Origin of the sequence: Streptomyces caelestis (genome assembly GCF_014205255.1) — a bacterium.
GTDB lineage: Bacteria > Actinomycetota > Actinomycetes > Streptomycetales > Streptomycetaceae > Streptomyces > Streptomyces caelestis.
In genome coordinates this window covers 5,159,664-5,184,931 of record NZ_JACHNE010000001.1, presented here as the reverse complement: position 1 = coordinate 5,184,931, position 25,268 = coordinate 5,159,664, and the positions used below count along the sequence as shown (strand labels likewise).

20 protein-coding genes and 3 pseudogenes are annotated in these 25,268 nt (G+C 69.9%); 6 read left to right on the top strand and 17 right to left on the bottom strand.

What is annotated here, in order from left to right:
- Positions 1–15: 15 nt before the first annotated feature.
- Both HDA41_RS23790 and HDA41_RS23785 read left to right on the top strand, forming a co-directional pair.
- Complete coding sequence (locus HDA41_RS23790; RefSeq protein WP_184993673.1) at positions 16–954, top strand: M56 family metallopeptidase; 939 nt, start codon at positions 16–18, stop codon at positions 952–954.
- Positions 955–1,033: 79 nt separating this feature from the next.
- A pseudogene (locus tag HDA41_RS23785) lies at positions 1,034–1,452 on the top strand (fumarate reductase/succinate dehydrogenase flavoprotein subunit); the annotation flags it as partial.
- Positions 1,453–1,554: 102 nt separating this feature from the next.
- On the opposite strand, the gene recQ reads toward HDA41_RS23785, so the two are convergent.
- Complete coding sequence (gene recQ / locus HDA41_RS23780; protein WP_230299410.1) at positions 1,555–3,627, bottom strand: DNA helicase RecQ; 2,073 nt, start codon at positions 3,625–3,627, stop codon at positions 1,555–1,557.
- A gap of 209 nt (positions 3,628–3,836) precedes the next feature.
- On the opposite strand from recQ, the pseudogene HDA41_RS23775 reads away from it, so the two are divergent.
- Positions 3,837–4,440 (top strand): annotated as a pseudogene (locus HDA41_RS23775) (Uma2 family endonuclease).
- Between the two features lie 77 nt (positions 4,441–4,517).
- Here the strand turns inward: HDA41_RS23775 and nuoN are convergent.
- From nuoN to HDA41_RS23705, 14 genes are read right to left on the bottom strand one after another with little or no spacing between them, the layout of a single operon-like run.
- Positions 4,518–6,167, bottom strand: coding sequence for an NADH-quinone oxidoreductase subunit NuoN (nuoN, locus tag HDA41_RS23770; protein WP_184986999.1), 1,650 nt, complete (start codon positions 6,165–6,167; stop codon positions 4,518–4,520).
- Positions 6,164–7,735 carry an NADH-quinone oxidoreductase subunit M gene (locus tag HDA41_RS23765; protein ID WP_184986997.1) on the bottom strand — a complete coding sequence of 524 codons (1,572 nt, stop codon included), beginning with the start codon at positions 7,733–7,735 and terminating at the stop codon, positions 6,164–6,166. The genes nuoN and HDA41_RS23765 overlap by 4 nt, the downstream gene beginning before the upstream one ends.
- A gap of 5 nt (positions 7,736–7,740) precedes the next feature.
- Complete coding sequence (gene nuoL, locus HDA41_RS23760) at positions 7,741–9,705, bottom strand: NADH-quinone oxidoreductase subunit L (protein ID WP_184986995.1); 1,965 nt, start codon at positions 9,703–9,705, stop codon at positions 7,741–7,743.
- A 15-nt stretch (positions 9,706–9,720) separates the two neighbouring features.
- A complete protein-coding gene (gene nuoK, locus HDA41_RS23755; protein ID WP_003992252.1) occupies positions 9,721–10,020 on the bottom strand; it encodes an NADH-quinone oxidoreductase subunit NuoK in 300 nt (99 codons plus the stop codon).
- Complete coding sequence (locus HDA41_RS23750; RefSeq protein WP_184986993.1) at positions 10,017–10,859, bottom strand: NADH-quinone oxidoreductase subunit J; 843 nt, start codon at positions 10,857–10,859, stop codon at positions 10,017–10,019. The genes nuoK and HDA41_RS23750 overlap by 4 nt, the downstream gene beginning before the upstream one ends.
- Positions 10,856–11,497, bottom strand: coding sequence for an NADH-quinone oxidoreductase subunit NuoI (nuoI, locus tag HDA41_RS23745; protein WP_184986991.1), 642 nt, complete (start codon positions 11,495–11,497; stop codon positions 10,856–10,858). Before nuoI ends, HDA41_RS23750 begins: the two co-directional genes overlap by 4 nt.
- Entirely contained in the window at positions 11,490–12,866 is a 1,377-nt protein-coding gene (gene nuoH / locus HDA41_RS23740; RefSeq protein WP_184986989.1) for an NADH-quinone oxidoreductase subunit NuoH, read from the bottom strand. Before nuoH ends, nuoI begins: the two co-directional genes overlap by 8 nt.
- Positions 12,863–15,367: an NADH-quinone oxidoreductase subunit G gene (locus HDA41_RS23735; protein ID WP_184986987.1), complete on the bottom strand. Its 2,505-nt coding sequence runs from the start codon at positions 15,365–15,367 to the stop codon at positions 12,863–12,865. The genes nuoH and HDA41_RS23735 overlap by 4 nt, the downstream gene beginning before the upstream one ends.
- Positions 15,364–16,710, bottom strand: a complete 1,347-nt coding sequence (gene nuoF, locus HDA41_RS23730; protein ID WP_184986984.1) for an NADH-quinone oxidoreductase subunit NuoF — start codon at positions 16,708–16,710, stop codon at positions 15,364–15,366. Before nuoF ends, HDA41_RS23735 begins: the two co-directional genes overlap by 4 nt.
- A complete protein-coding gene (gene nuoE, locus HDA41_RS23725; protein WP_184986982.1) occupies positions 16,710–17,570 on the bottom strand; it encodes an NADH-quinone oxidoreductase subunit NuoE in 861 nt (286 codons plus the stop codon). The genes nuoF and nuoE overlap by 1 nt, the downstream gene beginning before the upstream one ends.
- The gene (locus tag HDA41_RS23720; RefSeq protein ID WP_184986980.1) at positions 17,567–18,913 is read right to left on the bottom strand and encodes an NADH-quinone oxidoreductase subunit D; all 1,347 of its coding nucleotides are present in this window, start codon (positions 18,911–18,913) and stop codon (positions 17,567–17,569) included. Before HDA41_RS23720 ends, nuoE begins: the two co-directional genes overlap by 4 nt.
- Positions 18,910–19,650 (bottom strand): NADH-quinone oxidoreductase subunit C, encoded by a 741-nt coding sequence (locus HDA41_RS23715; RefSeq protein WP_184986978.1) that lies wholly within the window; start codon positions 19,648–19,650, stop codon positions 18,910–18,912. The genes HDA41_RS23720 and HDA41_RS23715 overlap by 4 nt, the downstream gene beginning before the upstream one ends.
- A complete protein-coding gene (locus HDA41_RS23710; RefSeq protein ID WP_018528252.1) occupies positions 19,647–20,201 on the bottom strand; it encodes a NuoB/complex I 20 kDa subunit family protein in 555 nt (184 codons plus the stop codon). Before HDA41_RS23710 ends, HDA41_RS23715 begins: the two co-directional genes overlap by 4 nt.
- A gap of 13 nt (positions 20,202–20,214) precedes the next feature.
- On the bottom strand, positions 20,215–20,574 hold the full coding sequence (locus HDA41_RS23705) for an NADH-quinone oxidoreductase subunit A (RefSeq protein WP_003974383.1): 360 nt from the start codon (positions 20,572–20,574) through the stop codon (positions 20,215–20,217).
- A 725-nt stretch (positions 20,575–21,299) separates the two neighbouring features.
- Here HDA41_RS23705 and HDA41_RS23700 point away from each other — a divergent pair.
- Complete coding sequence (locus HDA41_RS23700) at positions 21,300–22,145, top strand: C40 family peptidase (RefSeq protein ID WP_184986976.1); 846 nt, start codon at positions 21,300–21,302, stop codon at positions 22,143–22,145.
- A 155-nt stretch (positions 22,146–22,300) separates the two neighbouring features.
- Complete coding sequence (locus HDA41_RS42335; protein ID WP_230299450.1) at positions 22,301–22,504, top strand: hypothetical protein; 204 nt, start codon at positions 22,301–22,303, stop codon at positions 22,502–22,504.
- 281 nt (positions 22,505–22,785) lie between these two features.
- Here HDA41_RS42335 and HDA41_RS42330 read toward each other — a convergent pair.
- Positions 22,786–23,031, bottom strand: a pseudogene (locus HDA41_RS42330) (NAD(P)-binding protein); the annotation flags it as partial.
- An 89-nt stretch (positions 23,032–23,120) separates the two neighbouring features.
- Here HDA41_RS42330 and def point away from each other — a divergent pair.
- The gene (gene def / locus HDA41_RS23690; RefSeq protein WP_184986974.1) at positions 23,121–23,747 is read left to right on the top strand and encodes a peptide deformylase; all 627 of its coding nucleotides are present in this window, start codon (positions 23,121–23,123) and stop codon (positions 23,745–23,747) included.
- 167 nt (positions 23,748–23,914) lie between these two features.
- On the opposite strand, the gene HDA41_RS23685 is transcribed toward def, so the two are convergent.
- Positions 23,915–25,207: a geranylgeranyl reductase family protein gene (locus HDA41_RS23685; RefSeq protein WP_184986972.1), complete on the bottom strand. Its 1,293-nt coding sequence runs from the start codon at positions 25,205–25,207 to the stop codon at positions 23,915–23,917.
- Positions 25,208–25,268 lie beyond the last annotated feature (61 nt).

The following is a 25,268-nucleotide window of genomic DNA, read 5'->3' as shown; positions in this document are numbered from 1 at the left end:
CCGGAGCCCGTGGCCATGACCGTCTGCCTGCTCCTGCTGAGCGTTGTCGCCGTGACGGCCGCCGTACCCGTGCCCCGTGCGCTGACCCGGGCCGACTGGCCCGAGCGGGAACCGGTGGTCGCGCTGTTGGTGTGGCAGTGCCTGGTCGCCACCGTCCTGCTGTGCTGCGTGACGGCACTCGTCCTGGGCGCCGCCGCCGTCTTCGGCACGGTCCGCGCCCAGCTCTTCGCCCCGGCGCCGCCCGCGGTGGCCGCGGCGTACGACCTGTCCACCGCCCCGCCCGGGGCCGCCGCCCTCACCCTGCTGCTGGCCTGCGGTGCCGCCTGGACGACCGCGATGCTCGCGCGTGAACTCGTCGAGGCGCGCCGGCGTCGCGCCCAGGCCCGCGCCCATCTCCGCGAACGCGCCCCCGACCTGCCGGCCGGCCTGCCCTCCGCTCGCGGCCCCCTCCTGGTCCTGGAGGACGAGTACCCCGACGCCTGGTGGATGCCCGGCAACCCGCCCCAGCTGATCGTCACCACGGGCGCCCTGCACCGCCTCACGGACCACCAGCTCGACGCCGTCCTCACCCACGAGCGCGGCCACGCCCGCGCCCACCACGACTGGCTGCTGCACCTGTCCACGGCCCTGGCCACCGGCTTCCCCCGCATCCCGCTGTTCGCCCACTTCTGCGACCAGACGCACCGCCTGGTCGAACTGGCCGCCGACGACACGGCCTCCCGCCGCTGCGGCCACCTGACCACGGCCCTGGCCCTGATCGAGCTCAACCAGCACCGCGGCGTCCTGTCCTGCGCCTCCAGCCACCGCCTGCTGGGCGAGCGGGTCGACCGGCTCCTGGAACCGCCGCCCCGGCTGGGCCGCCGGCACCGGGCCCTGACGACCACCACGGCCGCGCTGGTACCGCTGCTGCCCCTGCTGATCGTGTTCGCCCCGGGTCTGACCGCCCTGTCGTAGCCGTACGGGACCGGCGGTCGGTGGCGGATCTCCTCACCGGCCCGCCGAAAGCCCAGCTCAACGACCGAACCGGTCGCCCTTCACGGCCCGTCCCGTGGCTCCCTGTCTCGTCCCGGTCGACGGCTTCGCGCCCGTCGGCGGCCTGTCCCGGTCCCTCGGCGAGGTCCACGCCGAGGACCTCGCGCCGGCGGAGTCGCGGGACGTGGCGCCGGCGGCGGCCGGGGCGGAAGCGGAAGGTCCTGAGCGGGAGCGGACTCCGAGCGAGCGGTACGAGCCCTCCGCTCCCGCCCCGGAGCAGTCCTCCGCCCGCCTGCTCGAACTCGTCGCGCTCGCCGATGAGGAACCCGAGCTCGCCACCTCCAGCCGTACCTGACCGACCCCGCGCCCGCGGACCGGCGCGAGGCGGTCGCCGTGCTCACCGAGGAGGCCGGCGCGGCCCTCGCGACGGCGACGTCGGATTCCGACGCGGATGTCAGGGCGTACGCGGCACGGGCACTGTGCACCGTGGCACGGCGCGGCCGGGGGCACAGGCCGACGCCCTGGGCCGGGCCGACACCAGCTCTGTCGGTGCCCTGCCCCTGCAGAAACCGAAGCTCGGCCCTATATCCAGTCGGGCTCCGGCTCCCCGTGCAGCTCCGGCCAGTCGTCCGGTCCGTCCGCGTCCTGACCGGGCGGCTGGGCCACGGCCGTGCCGGTCACCGCAGCCGAGCCGGCCACCGAAGCCGCACCCTGCGGCCCGCCCAGCGACGCGAGCACCTCCAACACGCCCTCCCCGTACGTCGTGAGCTTCTTCTCCCCCACCCCGCTGATCCCACCGAGCTCGGCCACCGAGCTCGGCCACACCGTGGCGATCTCCCGCAGCGTGGCGTCGTGGAAGATGACGTAGGCCGGGACGCCCTGCTCGCGAGCCTGCTCGGCCCGCCAGGCGCGCAGCGCCTCGAAGGCCGGCAGCAGTTCCTCGGGCAGCTCGGCGGCAGCCGTCTTGCCCTTGCGCTCGCCCCGCCCGGAGCCCGACGACCCCGACGCCCCCGACCGGGAGGTCACCGGCTTCTTCGGCTCCTTCCGCAGCGGCACTTCCCGCTCCCGCCGCAGCACCTCCCCGCTCGCCTCGGTCAGCACCAGCGTGCCGTACTCGCCCTCCACCGCGAGCAGCCCCTGGGCCAGCAACTGCCGGACCACACCGCGCCATTCGCCCTCGGTCAGCTCGTCGCCGATACCGAACACCGACAGCTGGTCGTGGTCGAACTGGATCACCTTGCCGGTCCGCTTGCCCAGCAGGATGTCGACGATCTGCACCGCGCCGAACTTCTGCCCGCGCTCCCGCTGCAACCGCACCACCGTCGACAGCACCTTCTGCGCCGCGACCGTGCCGTCCCAGGTCTCCGGCGGGGTCAGGCAGGTGTCGCAGTTGCCGCAGGCAGGCTGGTCCGGGTCCTGGCCGAAGTAGGCGAGGAGCTGGCCCCTGCGGCACTGGGCCGTCTCGCACAGCGCCAGCATCGAGTCCAGGTGGGCCTGGGCCCGCCGCCGGAACGCCTCGTCGCCCTCGCCCGACTGGATCAGCTTGCGCTGCTGTATGACGTCGTTCAGCCCGTACGCCATCCAGGCCGTCGACGGCAGCCCGTCACGCCCCGCCCGGCCCGTCTCCTGGTAGTAGCCCTCGACCGACTTGGGCAGGTCGAGGTGGGCGACGAAACGTACGTCCGGCTTGTCGATGCCCATGCCGAAGGCGATGGTCGCCACCACGACCAGACCGTCCTCCCGCAGGAAGCGGGACTGGTGGGCCGCACGCGTGCCCGCGTCCAGGCCCGCGTGGTAGGGCACCGCCTCGATGCCGTTGCGGCTGAGGAACTCGGCGGTCTTCTCGACCGAGTTGCGCGACAGGCAGTACACGATGCCCGCGTCGCCCGCATGCTCCTCGCGCAGGAAGCTCAGCAGCTGCTTCTTCGGGTCCGCCTTCGGCACGATCCGGTACTGGATGTTGGGACGGTCGAAGCTCGCCACGAAGTGCCGGGCCGTCGGCATGTTCAGCCGCTCGGTGATCTCCTGGTGCGTCGCGTGCGTGGCCGTCGCCGTGAGCGCGATCCGCGGTACGTCGGGCCAGCGCTCGCCGAGCAGCGACAGCGACAGGTAATCGGGCCGGAAGTCGTGGCCCCACTGGGAGACGCAGTGCGCCTCGTCGATCGCGAAGACGGAGATCTTCCCGCGGGAGAGCAGGTCGAGCGTGTTCTCCAGCCGCAGCCGCTCCGGCGCCAGGTACAGCAGGTCCAGCTCGCCGGCGAGGAACTCCGCCTCCACCATCCGCCGCTCGTCGAAGTCCTGCGTGGAGTTCATGAACCCGGCCCGCACACCCAGCGCCCGCAGCGCGTCCACCTGGTCCTGCATCAGGGCGATGAGCGGGGAGACGACCACACCCGTACCGGGCCTGACCAGGGCCGGGACCTGGTAGCAGAGGGACTTGCCGGCGCCGGTCGGCATGAGCACCACCGCGTCGCCGCCCGCGACCACGTGCTCGATGACCGCTTCCTGCTCGCCGCGGAAAGCCTCGTACCCGAAGACCCGGTGCAGCGTGGCCAGCGCCTCGCTCGCGTCGGCGCCCAGGGACCCGGCGGGGCCGCCGCCCGCACCGATCCCGGTCACCGCGTCCAGTTCCGTCATCACACCCGTCCCGCCCATAGCGCCCATCGTTCCGTCCCCCGTGCGTCGCGCCTCGACCACTGCGTCCACCATAGGCGCCCGCACCGACAGCCCCGGAGTTATCCACAGGCCGCCCCGAACGCCTGGGTCAAGGACACGACCGTCGTTCACACGTTCGCGGGAGACCCCGCCCGTTTCCGCCCGATAGTCTGAAAGACCCGGCGAGACTCCGTCCCATGGGAGCACTGATGAGCGTCGCACCGAAGGCGTCCACGCCGACCTGGCCGACCCCGCCGGAAGGCGGCTGGACCGCCGACGACCTGGACCGCCTCCCGAATCTGCCTCCGCACACGGAACTGATCGACGGGAGCCTGGTCTTCGTGCGTCCGCAGACCATCTTTCACGAGCGCGCCATTGACTTCTTCAAGTGGCAGCTCCAGTCGCTGGCACCAGCGGAATTCGAGGTCTTTCGTGAGTTCACCATCGACATCGACCGCCAGAACAGGCCAGAGCCGGACGTCGTCGTGGTGCGCGGGAACGTGGTGTAAGGAGCCGGACCAGACCCGGTTCCCGGCAGAGGCCGTTCTTCTGGCCATCGAGGTCGTATCGGACGACTCCGTGTGCCGTGACCGCGAGACCAAGCCCCTCAAGTACGCGCGAGCCAAGATTCCCCACTACTGGCGCGTCGAGAGCGAGAAGGGTCGCGCCGCGGTCCACGCCTTCGAGCTGGAACCGACCACGGGCGCCTACACCAGCGTGGGCATCTTCCGCGAACGGATGAAGGTCGACGCCCCCTTCCCACTGGACCTGGACCTTACCAAGATCAAAACGCGGCGCGAGCAGAGCGAGTAACCCGGCCCCACGAGGGAGTGGCCCGGCATCCACGAGAAGGATGCCGGGCCACGTCGTATCAGCTGGCGAGTCCGGCGTCAGCGCACGAACACCCCCGCCTGCCCCGCCAGATCCAGGAAGTACTGCGGCGCCACACCGAGCACCAGCGTGACCGCCACGCCCACCCCGATCGCCGTGATCGTCAGCGGCGACGGCACGGCCACCGTCGGGCCCTCCGGCCGCGGCTCGCTGAAGAACATCAGCACGATGACGCGGATGTAGAAGAAGGCCGCGATCGCCGACGAGATCACACCGATCACGACGAGCGGAGCCGCCCCGCCCTCCGCCGCCGCCTTGAACACGGCGAACTTCCCGGCGAAGCCGGAGGTCAGCGGAATGCCCGCGAAGGCCAGCAGGAACACCGCGAACACGGCCGCCACCAGCGGCGAACGCCGGCCGAGCCCCGCCCACTTCGACAGGTGCGTCGCCTCACCGCCCGCGTCGCGCACGAGCGTGACCACCGCGAAGGCGCCGATCGTCACGAACGAGTACGCGGCCAGGTAGAACAGCACCGACGAGACACCGTCCGGCGTGGTCGCGATGACACCCGCGAGGATGAACCCGGCGTGCGCGATCGACGAGTACGCCAGCAGCCGCTTGATGTCGGTCTGCGTGATCGCGACGATCGCACCGCCCAGCATGGTGACGATGGCCACGGCCCACATCACCGGCCGCCAGTCCCAGCGCAGACCGGGCAGGACGACGTACAGCAGCCGCAGCAGCGCGCCGAAGGCCGCCACCTTGGTCGCCGCCGCCATGAAGCCGGTCACCGGCGTCGGCGCGCCCTGGTACACGTCCGGCGTCCACATGTGGAACGGCACGGCACCCACCTTGAACAGCAGGCCCATCACCACCAGCGCGGCACCGATCAGCAGCAGCGCGTCGTTGCCCATGGTGTCCGCGAGCGCCGGGTTGACGTCCGCGACCGTACCGTCGACGACCTGCGCGATCGTCGCGTACGACATCGAGCCCGCATAGCCGTACAGCAGGGCGATGCCGAACAGGGTGAACGCGGAGGCGAACGCGCCGAGCAGGAAGTACTTGACCGCCGCCTCCTGCGACATCAGCCGCTTGCGGCGGGCCAGCGCGCACAGCAGGTACAGCGGCAGCGAGAAGACCTCCAGCGCCACGAAGAGCGTCAGCAGGTCGTTGGCCGCCGGGAAGATCAGCATGCCGGCGACGGCGAACAGCAGCAGCGGGAACACCTCGGTGGTGGTGAACCCGGCCTTGACCGCCGCCTTCTCGCTCTCGCTGCCCGGCACGGACGCGGCCTGCGCGGCGAAGGAGTCGACCCGGTTGCCGTGCACCACCGGATCGAGCCGCCGCTCGGCGAAGGTGAACAGGCCGACCAGGGCCGCCAGCAGGATCGTGCCCTGCAGGAAGAGGGCCGGTCCGTCGACGGCGATCGCGCCCATCGCCGCGATGCGCGCCTTGGTCGTGCCGTATCCGTCGGCCGCGAGCGCGACGACCGCGGCGAAGGCGGCCGCGAGCGCGACGACGGACACGAACATCTGGACGTAGTAACGGGATTTGCGCGGTACGAATGCCTCGACCAGGATCCCGACGATCGCCGCTCCGACGACGATCAGGGTGGGCGCCAGCTGTCCGTACTCGACCTTCGGCGCGTCGATCTTGGTGATCGGTTCGGCCGCGGTTGTCCACAGGCTGTGGACGGCTGATGCGCTCACTTGGCCGCCTCCACCTCGGGCTGGGGATCCTTCTTCTGTACGTCGGACATGGTCTGTTTGACCGCCGGGTTGACGATGTCCGTGACGGGCTTCGGGTAGACGCCCAGGAAGATCAGCAGTACGACCAGCGGGGCGACGACCACGAGTTCCCGCACCCTGAGGTCCGGCATCGCCGCGACCTCCGGTTTCACCGGGCCCGTCATCGTCCGCTGGTAGAGGACGAGGGTGTAGAGCGCGGCGAGCACGATGCCGAAGGTGGCGATGATGCCGATCACCGGGTAGCGCGTGAACGTGCCGACCAGGACCAGGAACTCGCTCACGAACGGCGCCAGCCCCGGCAGGGAGAGGGTCGCGAGGCTGCCGATCAGGAACGTGCCGGCGAGCACCGGGGCGACCTTCTGCACTCCGCCGTAGTCGGCGATGAGCCGCGAGCCGCGCCGGGAGATCAAGAAGCCCGCCACCAGCATCAGCGCGGCGGTCGAGATGCCGTGGTTGACCATGTAGAGCGTCGCCCCGGACTGGCCCTGGCTGGTCATCGCGAAGATGCCCATGATGATGAAGCCGAAGTGGGAGATCGACGCGTAGGCGATCAGCCGCTTGATGTCCCGCTGGCCGACCGCGAGCAGCGCCCCGTAGATGATGCTGATCAGGGCCAGGACGAGGATGGCGGGCGTGGCCCACTTGCTCGCCTCCGGGAACAACTGGAGGCAGAAGCGGAGCATCGCGAAGGTGCCGACCTTGTCGACGACCGCCGTGATGAGCACCGCGACCGGAGCCGTGGACTCCTGCATGGCGTTGGGCAGCCAGGTGTGCAGCGGCCACAGCGGTGCCTTCACCGCGAAGGCGAAGAAGAAGCCCAGGAACAGCCAGCGTTCGGTGCTGGTCGCCATGTCGAGCGAGCCGTTGGCGCGGGCTTCGGCGATCTCCGTGAGCGAGAAGTTCCCGGCGACCACGTACAGCCCGATCACCGCGGCCAGCATGATCAGACCGCCGGCCAGGTTGTAGAGGAGGAACTTCACCGCCGCGTACGACCGTTGGGTAGCCGCCGTCTTCTCGCCGTGCTCGTGGGCACGGTCCCCGAAGCCGCCGATGAGGAAGTACATCGGGATCAGCATGGCTTCGAAGAAGATGTAGAAGAGGAAGACGTCGGTGGCCTCGAAGGAGAGGATCACCATCGCTTCGACGGCCAGGATCAGGGCGAAGAAGCCCTGCGTCGGCCGCCACCGGGTGCTGCCGGTCTCCAGGGGGTCGGCGTCGTGCCAGCCCGCGAGGATGATGAACGGGATCAGCAGGGCGGTCAGCGCGATCAGCGCCACCGCGATGCCGTCCACACCCAGTTCGTAGCGGACACCGAAGTCCGCGATCCAGGCGTGGGACTCGGTCAGCTGGTAGCGCTCGCCGTCCGGGTCGAAGCGCACCAGGACGGTGATCGCCAGGACGAGTGTGGCGAGCGAGACGAGCAGCGCCAGCCACTTGGCGGCGGTGCGCTGCGCGGCCGGTACGGCGGCCGTGGCGATCGCCCCGACGGCCGGGAGCGCCGCTGTCACTGTCAGCAGAGGAAAGGACATCGGTATCAGACCGCCCTCATCAGCAGGGTCGCGGCGACGATGACCGCCGCGCCGCCGAACATCGAGACCGCGTAGGAGCGGGCGAAGCCGTTCTGCAGCCTGCGCATCCGCCCGGAGAGGCCGCCGACCGAGGCCGCCGTGCCGTTGACGACGCCGTCGACCAGGGTGTGGTCGACGTAGACCAGGGACCGCGTGAGGTGCTCGCCGCCGCGGACCAGGACGACGTGGTTGAAGTCGTCCTGGAGCAGGTCGCGCCGGGCGGCCCGGGTGAGCAGCGAGCCGCGCGGGGCGACGGCCGGCACCGGGCGGCGGCCGTACTGCGCCCAGGCGACGGCGACACCGAGGACCATCACGGCGACCGTGGCCAGCGTGACCGTGAGGGCGCTGATCGGCGGGTGGCCGTGGTCGTGTCCGGTGATGGGCTCCAGCCAGTGCATGAAGCGGTCGCCGATGCTGAAGAACGCACCGCCGCCCACCGACCCGACGGCCAGCACGATCATCGGGATCGTCATGACCTTGGGCGACTCGTGCGGGTGCGGCGGGGTGTACTCGCCGCGCGTCTCGGCGGCGGGCTCCACGTCCGGCTGGGCCGGGGACGGGGTCGGGGCATTGCGCCAGCGCTCCTCGCCGAAGAACGTCATCAGCATCACGCGCGTCATGTAGTACGCGGTGATGGCCGCGCCGAGCAGGGCGCAGCCGCCGAGAATCCAGCCCTCGGTGCCGCCCTTGGCGAAGGCCGCCTCGATGATCTTGTCCTTGGAGAAGAAGCCGGACAGGCCCGGGAAGCCGATGATGGCCAGGTAGCCGAGACCGAAGGTGACGAAGGTGATCGGCATGTACTTCCTGAGGCCGCCGTACCTCCTCATGTCCACCTCGTCGTTCATGCCGTGCATGACCGAACCGGCGCCGAGGAACAGCCCGGCCTTGAAGAAGCCGTGCGTCACCAGGTGCATGATCGCGAAGACGTAGCCGATGGGGCCGAGGCCGGCGGCGAGGATCATGTAGCCGATCTGCGACATGGTCGAGCCGGCCAGTGCCTTCTTGATGTCGTCCTTCGCGCAACCGACGATCGCACCGAACAGGAGCGTGACCGCACCGACGATGGTGACCACGAGCTGCGCGTCGGGGGCGCCGTTGAAGACGGCCCCGGAGCGGACGATCAGGTAGACGCCCGCCGTCACCATGGTCGCGGCGTGGATGAGGGCCGAGACCGGGGTCGGGCCCTCCATCGCGTCCCCGAGCCAGGATTGCAGCGGCACCTGGGCGGACTTGCCGCAGGCGGCGAGCAGCAGCATCAGCGCGATCGCGGTCAGCTTGTCCTCACCGGCGGCTCCGGCGAGCCCGGCCTCCTCGTGACTGCCGAGCACCGGCCCGAAGGCGAAGGTGCCGAACCACAGGAACATCAGCATGATCGCGATGGACAGGCCCATGTCGCCGACGCGGTTGACCAGGAAGGCCTTCTTCGCGGCCGTGGCGGCGCTGGGCTTGTGCTGCCAGAAGCCGATCAGCAGGTAGGAGGCGAGACCGACGCCCTCCCAGCCGACGTACAGCAGCAGGTAGTTGTCGGCGAGGACGAGCAGCAGCATCGCCGCGAGGAACAGGTTCAGGTAGCCGAAGAAGCGGCGGCGCCGCTCGTCGTGCTCCATGTACCCGACGGAGTAGAGGTGGATCAGCGATCCGACGCCCGTGATCAGCAGCACGAACGTCATGGACAGCTGGTCGAGCTGGAAGGCGACGTCCGCCTGGAAGCCCTCCACCGGGATCCAGCTGAACAGGTGCTGGGCCATGACCCGGTGTTCGGCGTCCTGGCCCAGCATGTCAGTGAACAGCACCAGGCCGAGCACGAAGGAGGCGGCCGCGAGCAGCGTGCCGATCCAGTGGCCGACGGCGTCCAGCCGGCGTCCGCCGCACAGCAGGACCGCCGCTCCGAGCAGGGGCGCCGCCACCAGCAGCGCAATGAGGTTCTCCACGATTCTTCCGACCCCTTACAGCTTCATCAGGCTGGCGTCGTCGACCGAGGCCGAGTGGCGGGCGCGGAACAGGGACACGATGATCGCGAGCCCGACCACGACCTCCGCGGCGGCGACGACCATCGTGAAGAACGCGATGATCTGGCCGTCGAGGTTGCCGTGCATCCGGGAGAAGGCGACGAACGCGAGGTTGCAGGCGTTGAGCATGAGCTCGATGCACATGAACACGACGATCGCGTTGCGCCTGATCAGCACGCCGGTGGCACCGATCGTGAACAGCAGGGCCGCGAGGTACAGATAGTTGACCGGGTTCACTTCGATGCCTCCTCGGGCCGCTTGAACGTGGTCGGCTCGATGGCCTTCCGCTCCAGGCGCTCCTCGGCACGCTGCTCCAGAGCGCGCAGGTCGTTGAGCGCCTCCTGCGACACGTCCCGGATCTGGCCCCGCTCGCGCAGCGTCTTGCTGACGGTGAGGTCGGAGGGTGTGCCGTCGGGCAGCAGGCCCGCGATGTCGACCGCGTTGTGCCGGGCGTACACACCAGGGGCCGGCAGGGGCGGCAGTTGCTTGCCTTCGCGGACCCGCTCCTCGGAGAGTTCGCGCTGCGTCTTGGCGCGTTCGGTGCGCTCGCGGTGGGTGAGCACCATGGCGCCGACGGCGGCCGTGATGAGCAGGGCGCCGGTGATCTCGAACGCGAAGACGTACCGGGTGAACAGGAGGGTGGCGATGCCCTCCACGTTGCCGCCGGCGTTCGCCTGGCCGATGCCGTTGAACTCGCTGAGGGAGGCGTTGCCGATGCCGGCGATCAGCAGGACGCCGAAGCCGAGCCCGCACAGCAGGGCCAGCCAGCGCTGGCCCTTGATGGTCTCCTTCAGGGAGTCCGCCGCGGTGACGCCGACGAGCATCACCACGAACAGGAACAGCATCATGATCGCGCCGGTGTAGACGACGATCTGCACGACGCCCAGGAAGTAGGCGCCGTTGGCGAGGTAGAACACCGCCAGGATGATCATGGTCCCGGCGAGGCAGAGCGCGCTGTGCACGGCCCTCTTCATGAGGATGGTGCACAGGGCGCCGATCACCGCGATGGTGCCGAGGATCCAGAACTGGACGGCCTCTCCGGTGGAGGTGGAGTAGGCGGCGAGCTGGGCGGTCATCGGTCGATCACCTTCTCCGACGCCGGTTCCGTCCCGCCGAAGGTCGAGTCGGCCTCCTGGACGACCTCGCCCTTGGAGTGGGCGACCTGCCGCTCCGTACCGGGTGCGGCCTCGGTGACCAGGCCCCGGTAGTAGTCCTGTTCGTCCGTCCCCGGATAGATGGCGTGAGGACTGTCGACCATGCCCTCCTCCAGACCGGCGAGCAGCTGCTCCTTGGTGTAGATGAGGTTGGCCCGGCTGGAGTCGGCCAGCTCGAACTCGTTGGTCATCGTGAGCGCGCGCGTGGGGCACGCCTCGATGCACAGGCCGCACAGGATGCAGCGGGCGTAGTTGATCTGGTAGACGCGGCCGTACCGCTCGCCCGGCGAGTAGCGCTCCTCGTCGGTGTTGTCCGCGCCCTCCACGTAGATGGCGTCGGCGGGGCAGGCCCACGCGCACAGCTCGCAGCCGACGCACTTCTCCAGGCCGTCCGGATGGCGGTTGAGCTGGTGCCGTCCGTGGAAGCGCGGAGCCGTGGTCTTCTGCTGCTCCGGGTACTGCTCGGTCAGCCGCTTCTTGAACATGGCCTTGAAGGTCACGCCGAAGCCGGCCACCGGGTTCTGGAAACCGGGCTTGGTGTCCTTCGGTTCCTCAGCCATCGGACGCCTCCTTTCCATCCGTAGTTCCGCCCAGAGATCCGTCACTCTGAGTATCGGGCCCACCACTGACAATCAGCTCCCGCTCGGTGCGCGAGCGGCGTCGCGGGACCGGTGGGAGCTCCTGTCCCGGCAGGGGCGGTACGGGGAATCCGCCCGCCATCGGGTCGAAGGCGGCCGGGGTCTCGGCCGGCGGCTCGGCCTGCTTCGCCTTCTCGCGGAACATGTCGACGACGAAGGAGAGCACCAGCAGGGCCAGCACGCCGCCGCCGACGTAGAGGGCGACATCGGCGAAGTCGTAGCCCTCGTTGCGCAGGGCCCGCACCGTGGCGACGAGCATCAGCCAGACCAGCGAGACCGGGATGAGGACCTTCCAGCCGAGCTTCATCAACTGGTCGTAGCGGACGCGTGGGAGCGTGCCGCGGATCCAGATGAACATGAACAGCAGCAACTGGACCTTGACCGTGAACCAGAGCATCGGCCACCAGCCGTGGTTCGCGCCCTCCCAGAAGGTGCTCACCGGCCAGGGGGCCCGCCAGCCGCCGAGGAACAGCGTCGTGGCGACGGCCGAGACGGTCACCATGTTGACGTACTCGGCGAGCATGAACATCGCGAACTTGATCGACGAGTACTCGGTGTTGAAGCCGCCGACCAGGTCGCCCTCGGACTCCGGCATGTCGAACGGGGCGCGGTTGGTCTCGCCGACCATCGTCACGATGTAGAGGACGAAGGAGAGCGGCAGCAGCAGGATGTACCAGCGGTCGGTCTGCTGCTCGACGATCGTCGACGTCGACATCGACCCCGAGTAGAGGAACACGGAGGCGAACGCGGCGCCCATCGCGATCTCGTACGAGATCATCTGCGCGCAGGAGCGCAGGCCGCCCAGCAGCGGGTACGTCGATCCGGAGCTCCAGCCCGCCAGCACGATGCCGTAGATGCCGACCGAGGCGACCGCGAGGATGTAGAGCATCGCGATCGGCAGGTCGGTGAGCTGCATCGTGGTGCGGTGGCCGAAGATCGAGATCTCGTTGCCGGCCGGGCCGAAGGGGATCACCGCGATCGCCATGAAGGCCGGGATGGCCGCGATGATCGGCGCGAGGACGTACACCGCCTTGTCCGCGCGCTTGACGATGACGTCTTCCTTGAGCATCAGTTTGATGCCGTCGGCGAGCGACTGGAGCATGCCCCAGGGGCCGTGCCGGTTGGGGCCGATGCGCAGCTGCATCCAGGCGACGACCTTGCGCTCCATGACGATGGAGATCAGCACGGTCACCATCAGGAAGGCGAAGCAGAACACCGCCTTGATGACGACCAGCCACCAGGGGTCGTGGCCGAACATCGAGAGGTCTTCAGCGGCGAGGTACGGGCTCATGCCTCCACCTCCTTGGGGGCCTCGCCGGCGAGGGTCGCCGGGCCGATGCGGACGAGGGAGCCGGGCCGCGCCCCGGTGTCGGAGGCGACGCCGCCGCCGGTGGAGTTCAGCGGAAGCCACACCACCCGGTCGGGCATCTCACTGATCTGGAGCGGGAGTTCGACGACTCCCCGGGGGCCGGTCACCGCGAGGAGGTCGCCCTCCTTGACGCCCGCCTCGGCGGCCGTCGCGGGCGACACACGCGCGCGTGCGGCGTGCCGGGTGCCGGCGAGTGCCTCGTCGCCCTGCTGGAGGACGCCCTGGTCGAGCAGCAGCCGGTGACCGGCGAGCACCGCCTCACCGGCGGCCGGACGGGGCAGGACGCCCGCCGTCTCCAGGGGTTCGGTGGCCCGCGGGCCGTCCCAGGCGCCGAGCCGGTCGATCTCCGCCCGTACGGTGCGCAGATCGGGCAGTCCGAGGTGGACGTCCATGGCGTCGGCCACCATCTGCAGCACGCGCGCGTCGGTGGGCGCGAGACGGCGGGTCATGTGGTCGGGCTTGAGCGCGGCCTCGAAGAAGCGGACCCTGCCTTCCCAGTTGAGGAAGGTGCCGGCCTTCTCGGCGACCGCGGCGACCGGCAGGACCACGTCGGCCTTGCGGGTGATCTCGCTGGGCCGCAGTTCGAGCGAGACCAGGAAGCCGACCTCGTCGAGTGCCGCACGCGCGCGTGCCGGGTCGGGAAGGTCGGCGATCTCGACACCCGCCACCAGCAGCGCCTGGAGTTCGCCGGTCGCGGCGGCCTCCACGATCTGTCCGGTGTCGCGGCCGTAGCGGTGCGGGAGGCCGGCGACGCCCCAGACGCCGGCGACCTCGTCACGCGCGCGTGGATCGGTGGCCGGACGCCCGCCCGGCAGCAGCGACGGCAGCGCGCCCGCCTCGATGGCGCCGCGCTCCCCGGCCCGGCGCGGGATCCACGCCAGCCGCGCTCCGGTCGCGGAGGCGGTGCGTACGGCGGCGGTCAGACCGCCGGCCACCGTGGCCAGCCGCTCGCCGACGACGATCACGGCGCCCTCGGCGCGCAGCGCCTGGGCGGCGAGAGCTCCGTCGTCCTCCAGACCGACGTTCCTCGCGAGCGCGTCCAGCCACTCGGTCTCGGTGCCGGGGGCCGCCGGCAGCAGCGTCCCACCGGCCTTCTCCAGACCGCGCGTGGCGTGCGTGGCCAGGGAGAAGACCTTCTGCCCGTGCCCCCGCCAGGCCTTGCGCAGCCGCAGGAAGACCCCGGGCGCCTCCTCCTCCGCCTCGAAACCGACCAGCAGGACGGCGGGTGCCTTCTCCAGTGCGGCGTAGGTGACGCCCGTACCGTCGAGGTCCCGGCCGCGCCCGGCGACCTGGGCGGCGAGGAAGTCGGCCTCCTCGCCGGTGTGCACGCGCGCGCGGAAGTCGATGTCGTTGGTGTCGAGCGCCACGCGCGCGAACTTGCTGTACGCGTAGGCGTCCTCGATGGTCAGCCGGCCGCCGGTCAGGACACCGGTGCGGCCCCGCGAGGCCAGCAGGCCCTGGGCCGCGATCTGGAGCGCCTCGGGCCAGGAGGCCGGTTCCAGCTCGCCCTCGGCGTTGCGCACGAGCGGCGTCTCGAGCCGGTCCCGTTGCTGCGCGTACCGGAACGCGAACCGCCCCTTGTCGCAGATCCACTCCTCGTTGACCTCGGGGTCGTGGGCCGCGAGCCGCCGCATGACCTTGCCGCGCCGGTGGTCGGTGCGCGTGGCGCAGCCGCCTGAGCAGTGCTCGCAGACCGACGGGGAGGAGACGAGGTCGAAGGGGCGGGAGCGGAATCGGTACGCCGCCGAGGTCAGCGCGCCGACCGGGCAGATCTGGATGGTGTTGCCGGAGAAGTACGACTCGAACGGGTCGCCCTCGCCGGTGCCGACCTGCTGGAGCGCGCCCCGCTCGATCAGCTCGATCATCGGGTCGCCCGCCACCTGGTTGGAGAACCGGGTGCAGCGGGCGCACAGCACGCACCGCTCGCGGTCCAGCAGCACCTGCGTGGAGATCGGCACGGGCTTCTCGTAGGTCCGCTTGCGGCCCTCGAAGCGGGACTCGGCGTCGCCGTGCGACATCGCCTGGTTCTGCAACGGGCACTCGCCGCCCTTGTCGCAGACCGGGCAGTCCAGCGGGTGGTTGATGAGCAGGAGCTCCATCACACCCTTCTGGGCCTTCTCGGCGACCGGCGAGGTGAGGTGGGTCTTGACCACCATCCCGTCGGTGCAGGTGATGGTGCAGGACGCCATGGGCTTGCGCTGGCCCTCGACCTCGACGATGCACTGGCGGCAGGCGCCGGCCGGGTCGAGGAGGGGGTGGTCGCAGAACCGGGGGATCTCGATGCCGAGCTGTTCGGCGGCCCGGATGACCAGGGTGCCCTTGGGCACGCTGATCTCGATGCCGTCGATCGTCAGCGTGACGAGGTCCTCCGGCGGGACCGCCGCCTCTCCCCCGCCCGAGGGAGCGCTGGTGGTCACGGTCATGCGTTCACCTCCGTGCGGTCGGCCCAGGCCGTCGACTTGGCCGGGTCGAAGGGGCAGCCCCGGCCCGTGATGTGCTGCTCGTACTCCTCGCGGAAGTACTTGAGCGAGGAGAAGATCGGCGAGGCGGCGCCGTCGCCGAGGGCGCAGAAGGACTTGCCGTTGATGTTGTCGGCGATGTCGTTCAGCTTGTCGAGGTCGGACATCTGTCCCTTGCCGGCCTCGATGTCGCGCAGGAGCTGCACGAGCCAGTACGTCCCTTCGCGGCAGGGCGTGCACTTGCCACAGGACTCGTGGGCGTAGAACTCGGTCCAGCGGGTGACGGCGCGGACGACACAGGTCGTCTCGTCGAAGCACTGGAGAGCTTTTGTGCCGAGCATGGAACCCGCGGCGCCCACTCCTTCGTAATCAAGAGGGACGTCGAGGTGCTCGTCGGTGAACATCGGGGTCGAGGAGCCGCCCGGCGTCCAGAACTTGAGGCGGTGCCCGGGGCGCATCCCGCCGCTCATCTCGAGGAGCTGGCGGAGCGTGATCCCGAGCGGCGCCTCGTACTGACCGGGGCTGGCGACATGGCCGGACAGGGAGTAGAGCGTGAAGCCCGGGGACTTCTCACTCCCCATCGACCGGAACCATTCCTTGCCCCGATGCATGATCGCGGGAACCGACGCGATCGACTCGACGTTGTTCACCACAGTCGGGCACGCGTAGAGGCCCGCGACAGCAGGGAAGGGGGGACGGAGCCGCGGTTGACCCCGGCGGCCTTCGAGCGAGTCCAGCAGTGCGGTCTCCTCACCACAGATGTACGCGCCCGCGCCCGCGTGCACGGTGATGTGGAGGTCGAGTCCGCTGCCCAGGATGTTCTCGCCGAGGAAGCCCGCCTCGTAGGCCTCGCGCACGGCCGAGTGCAACCGCCGCAGCACTGGCACGACTTCACCACGCAGATAGATGAAGGCATGCGACGACCTGATGGCGTAACACGCGATGATCATGCCCTCGATGAGGCTGTGCGGGTTCGCGAAGAGGAGCGGGATGTCCTTGCACGTCCCCGGCTCCGACTCGTCGGCGTTGACAACTAGATAGTGCGGCTTTCCATCTCCCTGGGGAATGAACTGCCACTTCATCCCCGTGGGGAATCCCGCGCCGCCGCGCCCGCGCAGACCGGACTCCTTGACGTACGCGATCACGTCGTCCGGCGACATGGCGAGCGCCTTGCGGAGGCCCTCGTATCCGTCGTGCCGTCGGTACACGTCCAGCGTCCAGGACCTGTCCTCGTCCCAGAAGGCCGACAGCACCGGTGCGAGCAGCTTCTCGGGGCTCATGTCTTTCAGCTCGGGTGCCAAGGTCATCACTCCCCCTCCTCGGCGGCGGGCCCGGCCGGGTGGGCTGGGTCGGAGGCCGACGTGTCCTGCGGCGCGTCGTGCGAGCTCAAGTGCTCCGTCGGTGACGGCTCGTGCGGTGCCTCGGTCCGGGCCGCCTCGCCGCGCGGGTGCACCACGCGTGCGGGAGCGGACTCGCCCTTGGCGAGCTTCAGGCCGACCAGGGAGGCGGGTCCCGCGCTTCCTCCCGACTCGACGGCCCCGTCCCGGTCGTCGGGGAAACCGGCCAGGACCCGGGCGGTCTCCTTGAAGGTGCACAGGGGCGCCCCGCGCGTGGGTGTGACCGGCCGTCCCGCGCGCAGGTCGTCGACGAGGCGCTTGGCGCTGGCCGGGGTCTGGTTGTCGAAGAACTCCCAGTTGACCATCACGACCGGCGCGAAGTCGCAGGCCGCGTTGCACTCGATGTGCTCCAGGGTGACCTTGCCGTCGTCGGTGGTCTCGCCGTTGCCGACGCCCAGGTGCTCCTGGAGCTCCTCGAAGATCGCGTCCCCGCCCATGACGGCGCACAGGGTGTTGGTGCACACCCCCACTTGGTAATCACCGCTCGGGCGGCGGCGGTACATGGTGTAGAAGGTGGCGACCGCGGTGACCTCCGCCGTGGTCAGGCCGAGCAGGTCCGCGCAGAACCGCATCCCGGTGCGCGTGACGTGGCCTTCCTCGGCCTGCACGAGGTGCAGCAGCGGCAGGAGGGCGGACCGGGAGTCCGGGTAGCGGGCGATGACCTCGCGCGCGTCGGTCTCCAGACGGGCCCGGACGTCGTCCGGGTAGGCGGGTGCGGGCAGTTCGGGCATGCCCAGGCTGACGCCCCGCTCGGAAGAAGAGGTGGTCACCGGTCGACGCCTCCCATCACGGGGTCGATGGACGCGACGGCGACGATGACGTCGGCGACCTGGCCGCCCTCGCACATCGCCGCCATGGCCTGAAGGTTGGTGAAGGACGGGTCGCGGAAGTGGACCCGGTAGGGGCGGGTGCCGCCGTCGGACACGACGTGCACCCCGAGTTCGCCCTTGGGCGACTCGACCGCCGCGTACGTCTGTCCGGGCGGGACGCGGAAGCCCTCGGTGACCAGCTTGAAGTGGTGGATCAGGGCCTCCATGGAGGTGCCCATGATCTTCTTGATGTGGTCGAGGGAGTTGCCGAGGCCGTCGGGCCCCAGAGCGAGCTGGGCCGGCCAGGCGATCTTCTTGTCGGCGACCATGACCGGGCCGGGCTGGAGCCGGTCCAGGCACTGCTCGATGATCCTGAGCGACTGGCGCATCTCCTCCAGGCGGATCAGGAAGCGGCCGTAGGAGTCGCAGGTGTCGGCGGTCGGGATCTCGAAGTCGTAGGTCTCGTAGCCGCAGTACGGCTGGGCCTTGCGCAGGTCGTGCGGCAGGCCGGTGGAGCGCAGGATCGGTCCCGTCGCGCCGAGGGCCATGCAGCCGGCCAGGTCGAGGTAGCCGACATCCTGCATGCGGGCCTTGAAGATGGGGTTCCCGGTGGCGAGCTTGTCGTATTCCGGGAGGTTCTTCTTCATCTTCTTCACGAACTCGCGGATCTGGTCCACCGCGCCGGGCGGCAGGTCCTGGGCGAGTCCGCCGGGGCGGATGTACGCGTGGTTCATCCGCAGGCCGGTGATCAGCTCGTAGATATCGAGAATGAGTTCACGATCACGGAATCCGTAGATCATGATCGTGGTGGCGCCGAGCTCCATGCCGCCGGTGGCGATGCACACCAGGTGCGACGACAGCCGGTTCAGCTCCATCAGGAGCACGCGGATGATCGAGGCGCGGTCCGGGATCTGGTCCTCGATGCCGAGGAGCTTCTCGACCCCGAGGCAGTACGCCGTCTCGTTGAAGAACGGCGTCAGGTAGTCCATGCGCGTCACGAACGTGGTGCCCTGCGTCCACGTCCGGTACTCGAGGTTCTTCTCGATGCCGGTGTGCAGGTAGCCGATGCCGCAGCGGGCCTCGGTGACGGTCTCGCCGTCGATCTCCAGGATCAGCCGGAGCACGCCGTGCGTGGACGGGTGCTGCGGGCCCATGTTGACGACGATGCGCTCGTCGTCGGCGCGGGCCGCGGACTGGACGACCTCGTCCCAGTCGCCACCGGTGACCGTGTAGACGGTGCCCTCGGTGGTCTCGCGCGCCGCGGCGGCCGCGGCGGCGGCGTCGGATGCGTGCGACGTGCTCATGAGTACGACCTCCGCTGGTCCGGAGCCGGGATCTGGGCGCCCTTGTACTCGACGGGGATGCCGCCGAGGGGGTAGTCCTTGCGCTGCGGAAAGCCCTGCCAGTCGTCCGGCATCATGATCCGCGTCAGGGCAGGGTGGCCGTCGAAGACGATGCCGAAGAAGTCGTACGTCTCGCGCTCGTGCCAGTCGTTCGTCGGATAGACGGAGAACAGTGACGGGATGTGCGGGTCACTGTCGGGGCAGCTGACCTCCAGGCGGATCAGCCGGTTGTGGGTGATCGAGCGCAGGTGGTAGACGGCGTGCAGCTCGCGGCCCTTGTCGTTCGGGTAGTGGACACCGCTGACGCCGGTGCACAGCTCGAAGCGCAGGGCCGGATCGTCGCGCAGGGTCCGGGCGACCCGGACCAGGTGCTCGCGTTCGATGTGGAAGGTCAGCTCGTCGCGGTCGACGACCGTCTTCTCGATGGCGTTCCCGGGGAGCAGTCCCTGCTCCTCCAGCGCGCCCTCCAGCTCGTCGGCGGCCTCGTCGAACCAGCCGCCGTAGGGGCGGGTCGCCGGTCCCGGGAGCCGGACCGAGCGGACCAGGCCGCCGTAGCCGGAGGTGTCACCTCCGTTGTTGGCGCCGAACATGCCGCGCTGGACGCGGATCTCCTCACCGCCCTGGCCGCGCTGGCCCGGGAGGTTCGACGCGCTGAGGTCCTTCTCGGGGTTGACCCCGTGGTCGTTGGCGTCGCTCACCGCAGCAGCCCCTTCATCTCGATCGTGGGCAGGGCCTTGAGCGCCGCCTCCTCCGCCTCGCGGGCCGCCTCCTCGGCGTTCACGCCGAGCTTGGAGCTCTGGATCTTCTGGTGGAGCTTGAGGATGGCGTCCATCAGCATCTCCGGCCGTGGCGGGCAGCCGGGGAGGTAGATGTCGACCGGCACGATGTGGTCGACGCCCTGGACGATGGCGTAGTTGTTGAACATGCCGCCCGAGGAGGCGCAGACCCCCATGGAGATCACCCACTTGGGGTTCGGCATCTGGTCGTAGACCTGCCGCAGCACCGGCGCCATCTTCTGGCTCACCCGGCCGGCGACGATCATCAGGTCCGCCTGGCGCGGCGAGCCCCGGAAGACCTCCATGCCGAAGCGCGCCAGGTCGTAGCGGCCGGCGCCGGTGGTCATCATCTCGATGGCACAGCAGGCGAGGCCGAACGTGGCGGGGAAGACGGACGACTTGCGCACCCAGCCCGCGGCCTGCTCGACGGTGGTCAGCAGGAAGCCGCTCGGCAGCTTTTCTTCGAGTCCCATGACGTGTGGCCCCTCAGTCCCATTCCAGGCCGCCGCGCCGCCATACGTACGCGTACGCGACGAAGACGGTGAGCACGAAGAGCAGCATCTCCACGAGCCCGAAAATCCCCAGGGCGTCGAAGGTGACGGCCCAGGGGTAGAGGAAGACGATCTCGATATCGAAAATGATGAAGAGCATCGCCGTCAGGTAGTACTTGATCGGGAAGCGCCCGCCGCCGGCCGGCGTGGGGGTCGGCTCGATTCCGCACTCGTAGGCCTCGAGCTTGGCCCGGTTGTACCGCTTGGGCCCGATCAACGTGGCCATGACCACGGAGAAGATCGCAAAGCCTGCCCCGAGGGCTCCCAGTACGAGGATGGGCGCATAAGCGTTCACCGCTCCTCGCTCCTCTCAGTCGGCACTGACTGCTGGCGGTTTCCGTCGGGCTCACATCCGTCCCACCCGTCCCTCGAACCCCGCCCGCCTCGACGAAGATCGGGAACATGTGAAGCAGGTCACAAGCCCAACCGCGTGCATCTTATGCCCGACGCTCTGTGATCTGCGACACGGGGTATTGCACAAGCTTTGTGATCTCCACCACCTGACGATCGATCATGAAGTCGGATGAGCGGTGATCTTCACACCCGAAGCGTCCGAGTGATCACCAGAGGTGACACTTTGGCTCGTCAGTGCAGGCCGGAGGGCGGCGTCTCAATATCAAGAAGGTTCCTGTGCATGCAAATTCGCGATGGACCGGATCCCTTGATAGAGGCGCGTTCACACATCGGAGGGTGCGTGGGGCGGGGTGTGGACGCGTGCATCCGTTCACGATCTTCGCGAGGTCGTGATCCGGTCGTGATCTACGGCGCCGGACGTGCCCGCCGGGGCAACCGTTCCGTGACCTCCGTCACACAGGTGAGAGGCTCATGAGAACGGGGCTTGGCCAATCAGCCCAACCGATGGTAGGTGCGGGGCAATTCGGGCGTATTGATCAAAGGCCGTGATCACAGCCTGGTCACGGGGAGCCCGCAATGTCCGTTACGGCGTCAATAAAGGGCCTCGCGCGAGGTTCTTGAGGGCCCTGTTGAACAACTGTGGCGCAGCACACGTTTCTTGAAGATATGAAGGAGCCCCTGGTACCGGTTGTTCCCATGTCCCACACCGCTCACATACGCAGCCACCGGAAACCCCGCCGCAGCGCGACCTCTTCGATCGCCGTGCGTGCCGGAGTTACCGGTGGCGTTCTCAGCATGGCAGCGGCGGGTGCCTCGGCCTCGGCGAGCGCCGCCGAGCCGGTCACCCAGACCATCGAACTGCCCACCCTGACGGCCGACCTGTCCGCCCAGGTCGCCCAGTCCGCCGCCGCCACCCAGCAGGCGGCCGCGAACTACGAACTGCGCGCCGAGCGTGACGCCGCCGCCGCCAAGGCCGCCGCGGAGGCCAAGAAGGACCTCGCCGAGGCGAAGAAGAAGGCGGAGGCCAAGAAGAAGGCCGCCGAGGCCGCCCGCAAGGCCGCAGCCGAGCGCGCCACGCGCAACGCCGAGCGCGCCACGCTGTCCGCCTCCGCTTCCACCTCCGCGTCCGCCTCCACGTCGGTGTCGGCGCCCTCCAGCGGCAGCGTCGCGACCGTCATCGCCTTCCTGAAGGCTCAGGTGGGCGACGCCTACGTCATGGGCGCCACCGGTCCCAACGCCTGGGACTGCTCCTCCCTCGTGCAGGCCGCGTACAAGCAGGTTGGTGTGGACCTGCCGCGCGTCTCGCAGGACCAGTCGATGGCCGGCACGGACGTCCCGCTGTCCGACATCCAGGTCGGCGACATCCTGTACTGGGGCGGCAAGGGCTCCGCGTACCACGTGGGTGTCTACATCGGAGACGGCCAGTACCTGGACGCGGCCAACCCGTCCAAGGGCGTCGTCATCCAGGACCTGTCGGGTTACCCGGCGTCGGGCGCGGTGCGCGTCCTCTGACGTCAGGCATACGGGCTTGAGGGCCGCCGCCCTTCGGGGGCAGCGGCCCTCCCGGCGTGCCCGGGGGCGCCGGGCCGTGCTGGGGCCTGCCGGGGCCGTCTTGCCGTGCAGGATGCCGGGCTTGCCCCGTTCCGCCCGAGACAGTTGACGCGACCGTGCCCGACCGGGGCCGGTGTGTGCAGGGCCCCGCCCCAGATGAGGCGGGCGCGTTCGCCGGGCAGCGCGCTGACGTGGTGGCCGACGGTGACCGTGCGCTCCCCGGTGCCGTCGCGGGCGAAGACGCGCACGCCGGACCCCCGGTCGCCGTCTCAGAGGACCGCACGGAGATGCGTGCCGAGGACGAACTCCACGCCGAGTGAGCGCAGCGTCTCCCAGGGGTCGATCCAGGCCTCGCTCGCCGGTGCCGTCTGAGGAGGAAGGGCAGGTCCGGCCGGCCCGATCCGCGGGCGAACAGCGCCTCGGTGCCGGAGCGGAGGTTGCCGCGGACGCCGTCGGCCTTGCCGGCGAAGGGGATGCCGCGCATGGCGTCCGGCAGATTCCGGGAGAAGCCGGGCAAGAAGCGGCAGCCGTGCTCGCCGGGGAGCGGCGTGCGTCCGCCGGCGCCCGTGCCCGGGGCGTTCGTCGAGTGGGCCTTGTCGCCGAGGGCGTCGTAGTGCTCATGGACGGTGACGGCGTAGCCGCGCTCGGCGAGTGTGTGGGCGGCGCCGAGGCCGGAGATGCCACCGCCGAGGACGGCGAGGCGCCCAGACGCCGCCTGCGGCCCTCGGCGCTCGCGATGCCGGGCCACCCCAGGCGATGGCCCCGGCGGCCCCTCCAGTGGCCGTGAGAAGCGTCTGCGGGTGTGGCCTGACTGCTCCTGGGACCGCTGTGCGTGTTCTGTTGTCATGATTCGCGGAGGGCGGGGAGGGGCTTTCCGGTGCCGGAAGCCCGGTTCCCGCCACTCACAGCGTCCTCACCATCACAGGGAGACAACAGATGCCCAGCGTTTTCGTGCAGGGACGGCCCGTCGACTCGTACCCGCGGCTCGCGCCCGAGGCCAGGAACGGGAAGGTGCGGCGGATCACGGAGGCCGGTGAGGAGGTCCTGCACAAACCGTGCCGGGACGTCACCGAGTTCGGTCCGGACCTCGCCGCGCTGATCGACGACATGTTCCTGACGATGTACGTCGCGGACGGGGCCGGGCTCGCGGCGAACCAGGTCGGGGTCGATCTGCGGCTGTTCGTGTACGACTGCCCGGACGACGACGGCGTGCGGCACGTCGGGCACATCGTCAATCCGGTCCTGGAGCCGCTCGACCCGGCGGGCCGGCGGCTGCTCGACGAGGCCGAGGGGTGCCTGTCGGTGCCGGGCGCCGCGATGGACGTACCTCGTCCGGACCGGGCCGTGGTGCGCGGGTACGACAGGGACGGCGAACCGCTCGTGATCGAGGGCACGGGCTACTTCGCCCGCTGCCTGGCGCACGAGACCGACCATGTGAACGGGCAGGTGTACCTGGACCGGCTGTCCGGGCGGGAACGCAAGGAGGCGCTGCGGCAGATGGCGGACCGGCGCGCGGCGGTGCTCGCGCGCCGGGCCGCCAACGTCGCGGCCCTCAGCGGCTGACCGGGCCTTCGGCACCGAAGGCACGCATGCCCGAGCTGCCCGAAAGCCCGCGTGCCCGAGTTGCCCGAGCTGCCCGAAAGCCCGCGTGCCCGAGTTGCCCGAGCTGCCCGAAAGTCCGCGTTCCCGAGTGTCCGAACGTCCGAAGGTCCGCGTGCCCGTATGCCCGATCAGGCCTTCGGCGCGACCTTGCTCAGGCCGTTGATGATGCGGTCCATCGCGTCGCCGCCGGTCGGGTCGGTGAGATTCGCGAGGAGCTTCAGCGTGAACTTCATCAGCAGCGGGTGCGTCAGCCCGCGCTGGGCCGCGAGCTGCATGACCTTCGGATTGCCGATGAGCTTCACGAAGCCCCGGCCGAGCGTGTAGTAGCCGCCGTAGGTGTCCTTGAGGACGCGCGGGTAGCGCTGGAGGGCCGTCTCGCGCTGGGACGGCGTGGAGCGCGCGTGGGCCTGGACGATGACGTCGGCGGCGATCTGGCCGGACTCCATGGCGTAGGCGATGCCCTCGCCGTTGAAGGGGTTCACCAGGCCGCCGGCGTCGCCCACCAGCAACAGCCCCTTGGTGTAGTGGGGCTGGCGGTTGAAGGCCATGGGGAGGGCGGCGCCGCGGATGGGCCCGGTCATGTTGTCGGGGGTGTAGCCCCAGTCCTCCGGCATGGACGCGCACCAGGCCTTCAGGACCTCGCGCCAGTCCAGCTCCTTGAAGGAGTCGGAGGTGTTGAGGACACCGAGGCCGACGTTCGACGTACCGTCGCCCATGCCGAAGATCCAGCCGTAACCCGGGAGCAGGCGGTCCTCGGCGCCGCGGCGGTCCCACAGTTCCAGCCAGGACTCCAGGTAGTCGTCCTCGTGGCGCGGGCTGGTGAAGTACGTGCGCACGGCCACGCCCATCGGGCGGTCCTCGCGGCGGTGCAGGCCCATCGCGAGGGACAGGCGCGTGGAGTTGCCGTCGGCGGCCACGACGAGCGGGGCGCGGAAGGTGACCTCGCGCTTCTCCTCGCCGAGCTTGGCGTGCACGCCGGTGATACGGCCCGTGCGCTCGTCCAGGATCGGCGCGCCCACGTTGCAGCGCTCGAACAGCCGGGCGCCCGCCTTCTGGGCCTGCCGGGCGAGCTGCTCGTCGAAGTCGTCACGCTTGCGGACGAGGCCGTAGTCGGGGAAGGAGGCGAGATCCGGCCAGTCGAGCTGGAGCCGCACCCCGCCGCCGATGATCCTGAGGCCCTTGTTGCGCAGCCAGCCCGCTTCCTCCGAGATGTCGATGCCCATCGCCACCAGTTGCTTGACGGCGCGTGGGGTGAGGCCGTCGCCGCAGACCTTCTCGCGCGGGAACTCGGTCTTCTCCAGCAGAAGGACGTCGAGTCCCGCCTTGGCGAGGTGGTAGGCGGTCGTGGAGCCGGCCGGCCCCGCGCCCACGACGATCACATCGGCGGTGTTCTCGGAGAGCGGCTCGGTCACGACGGTCACGGCGGGATCTCCCCAAGTTCGAAATCTGCGTGCCGACCGGCACAGGACATGGGCAGTCTAT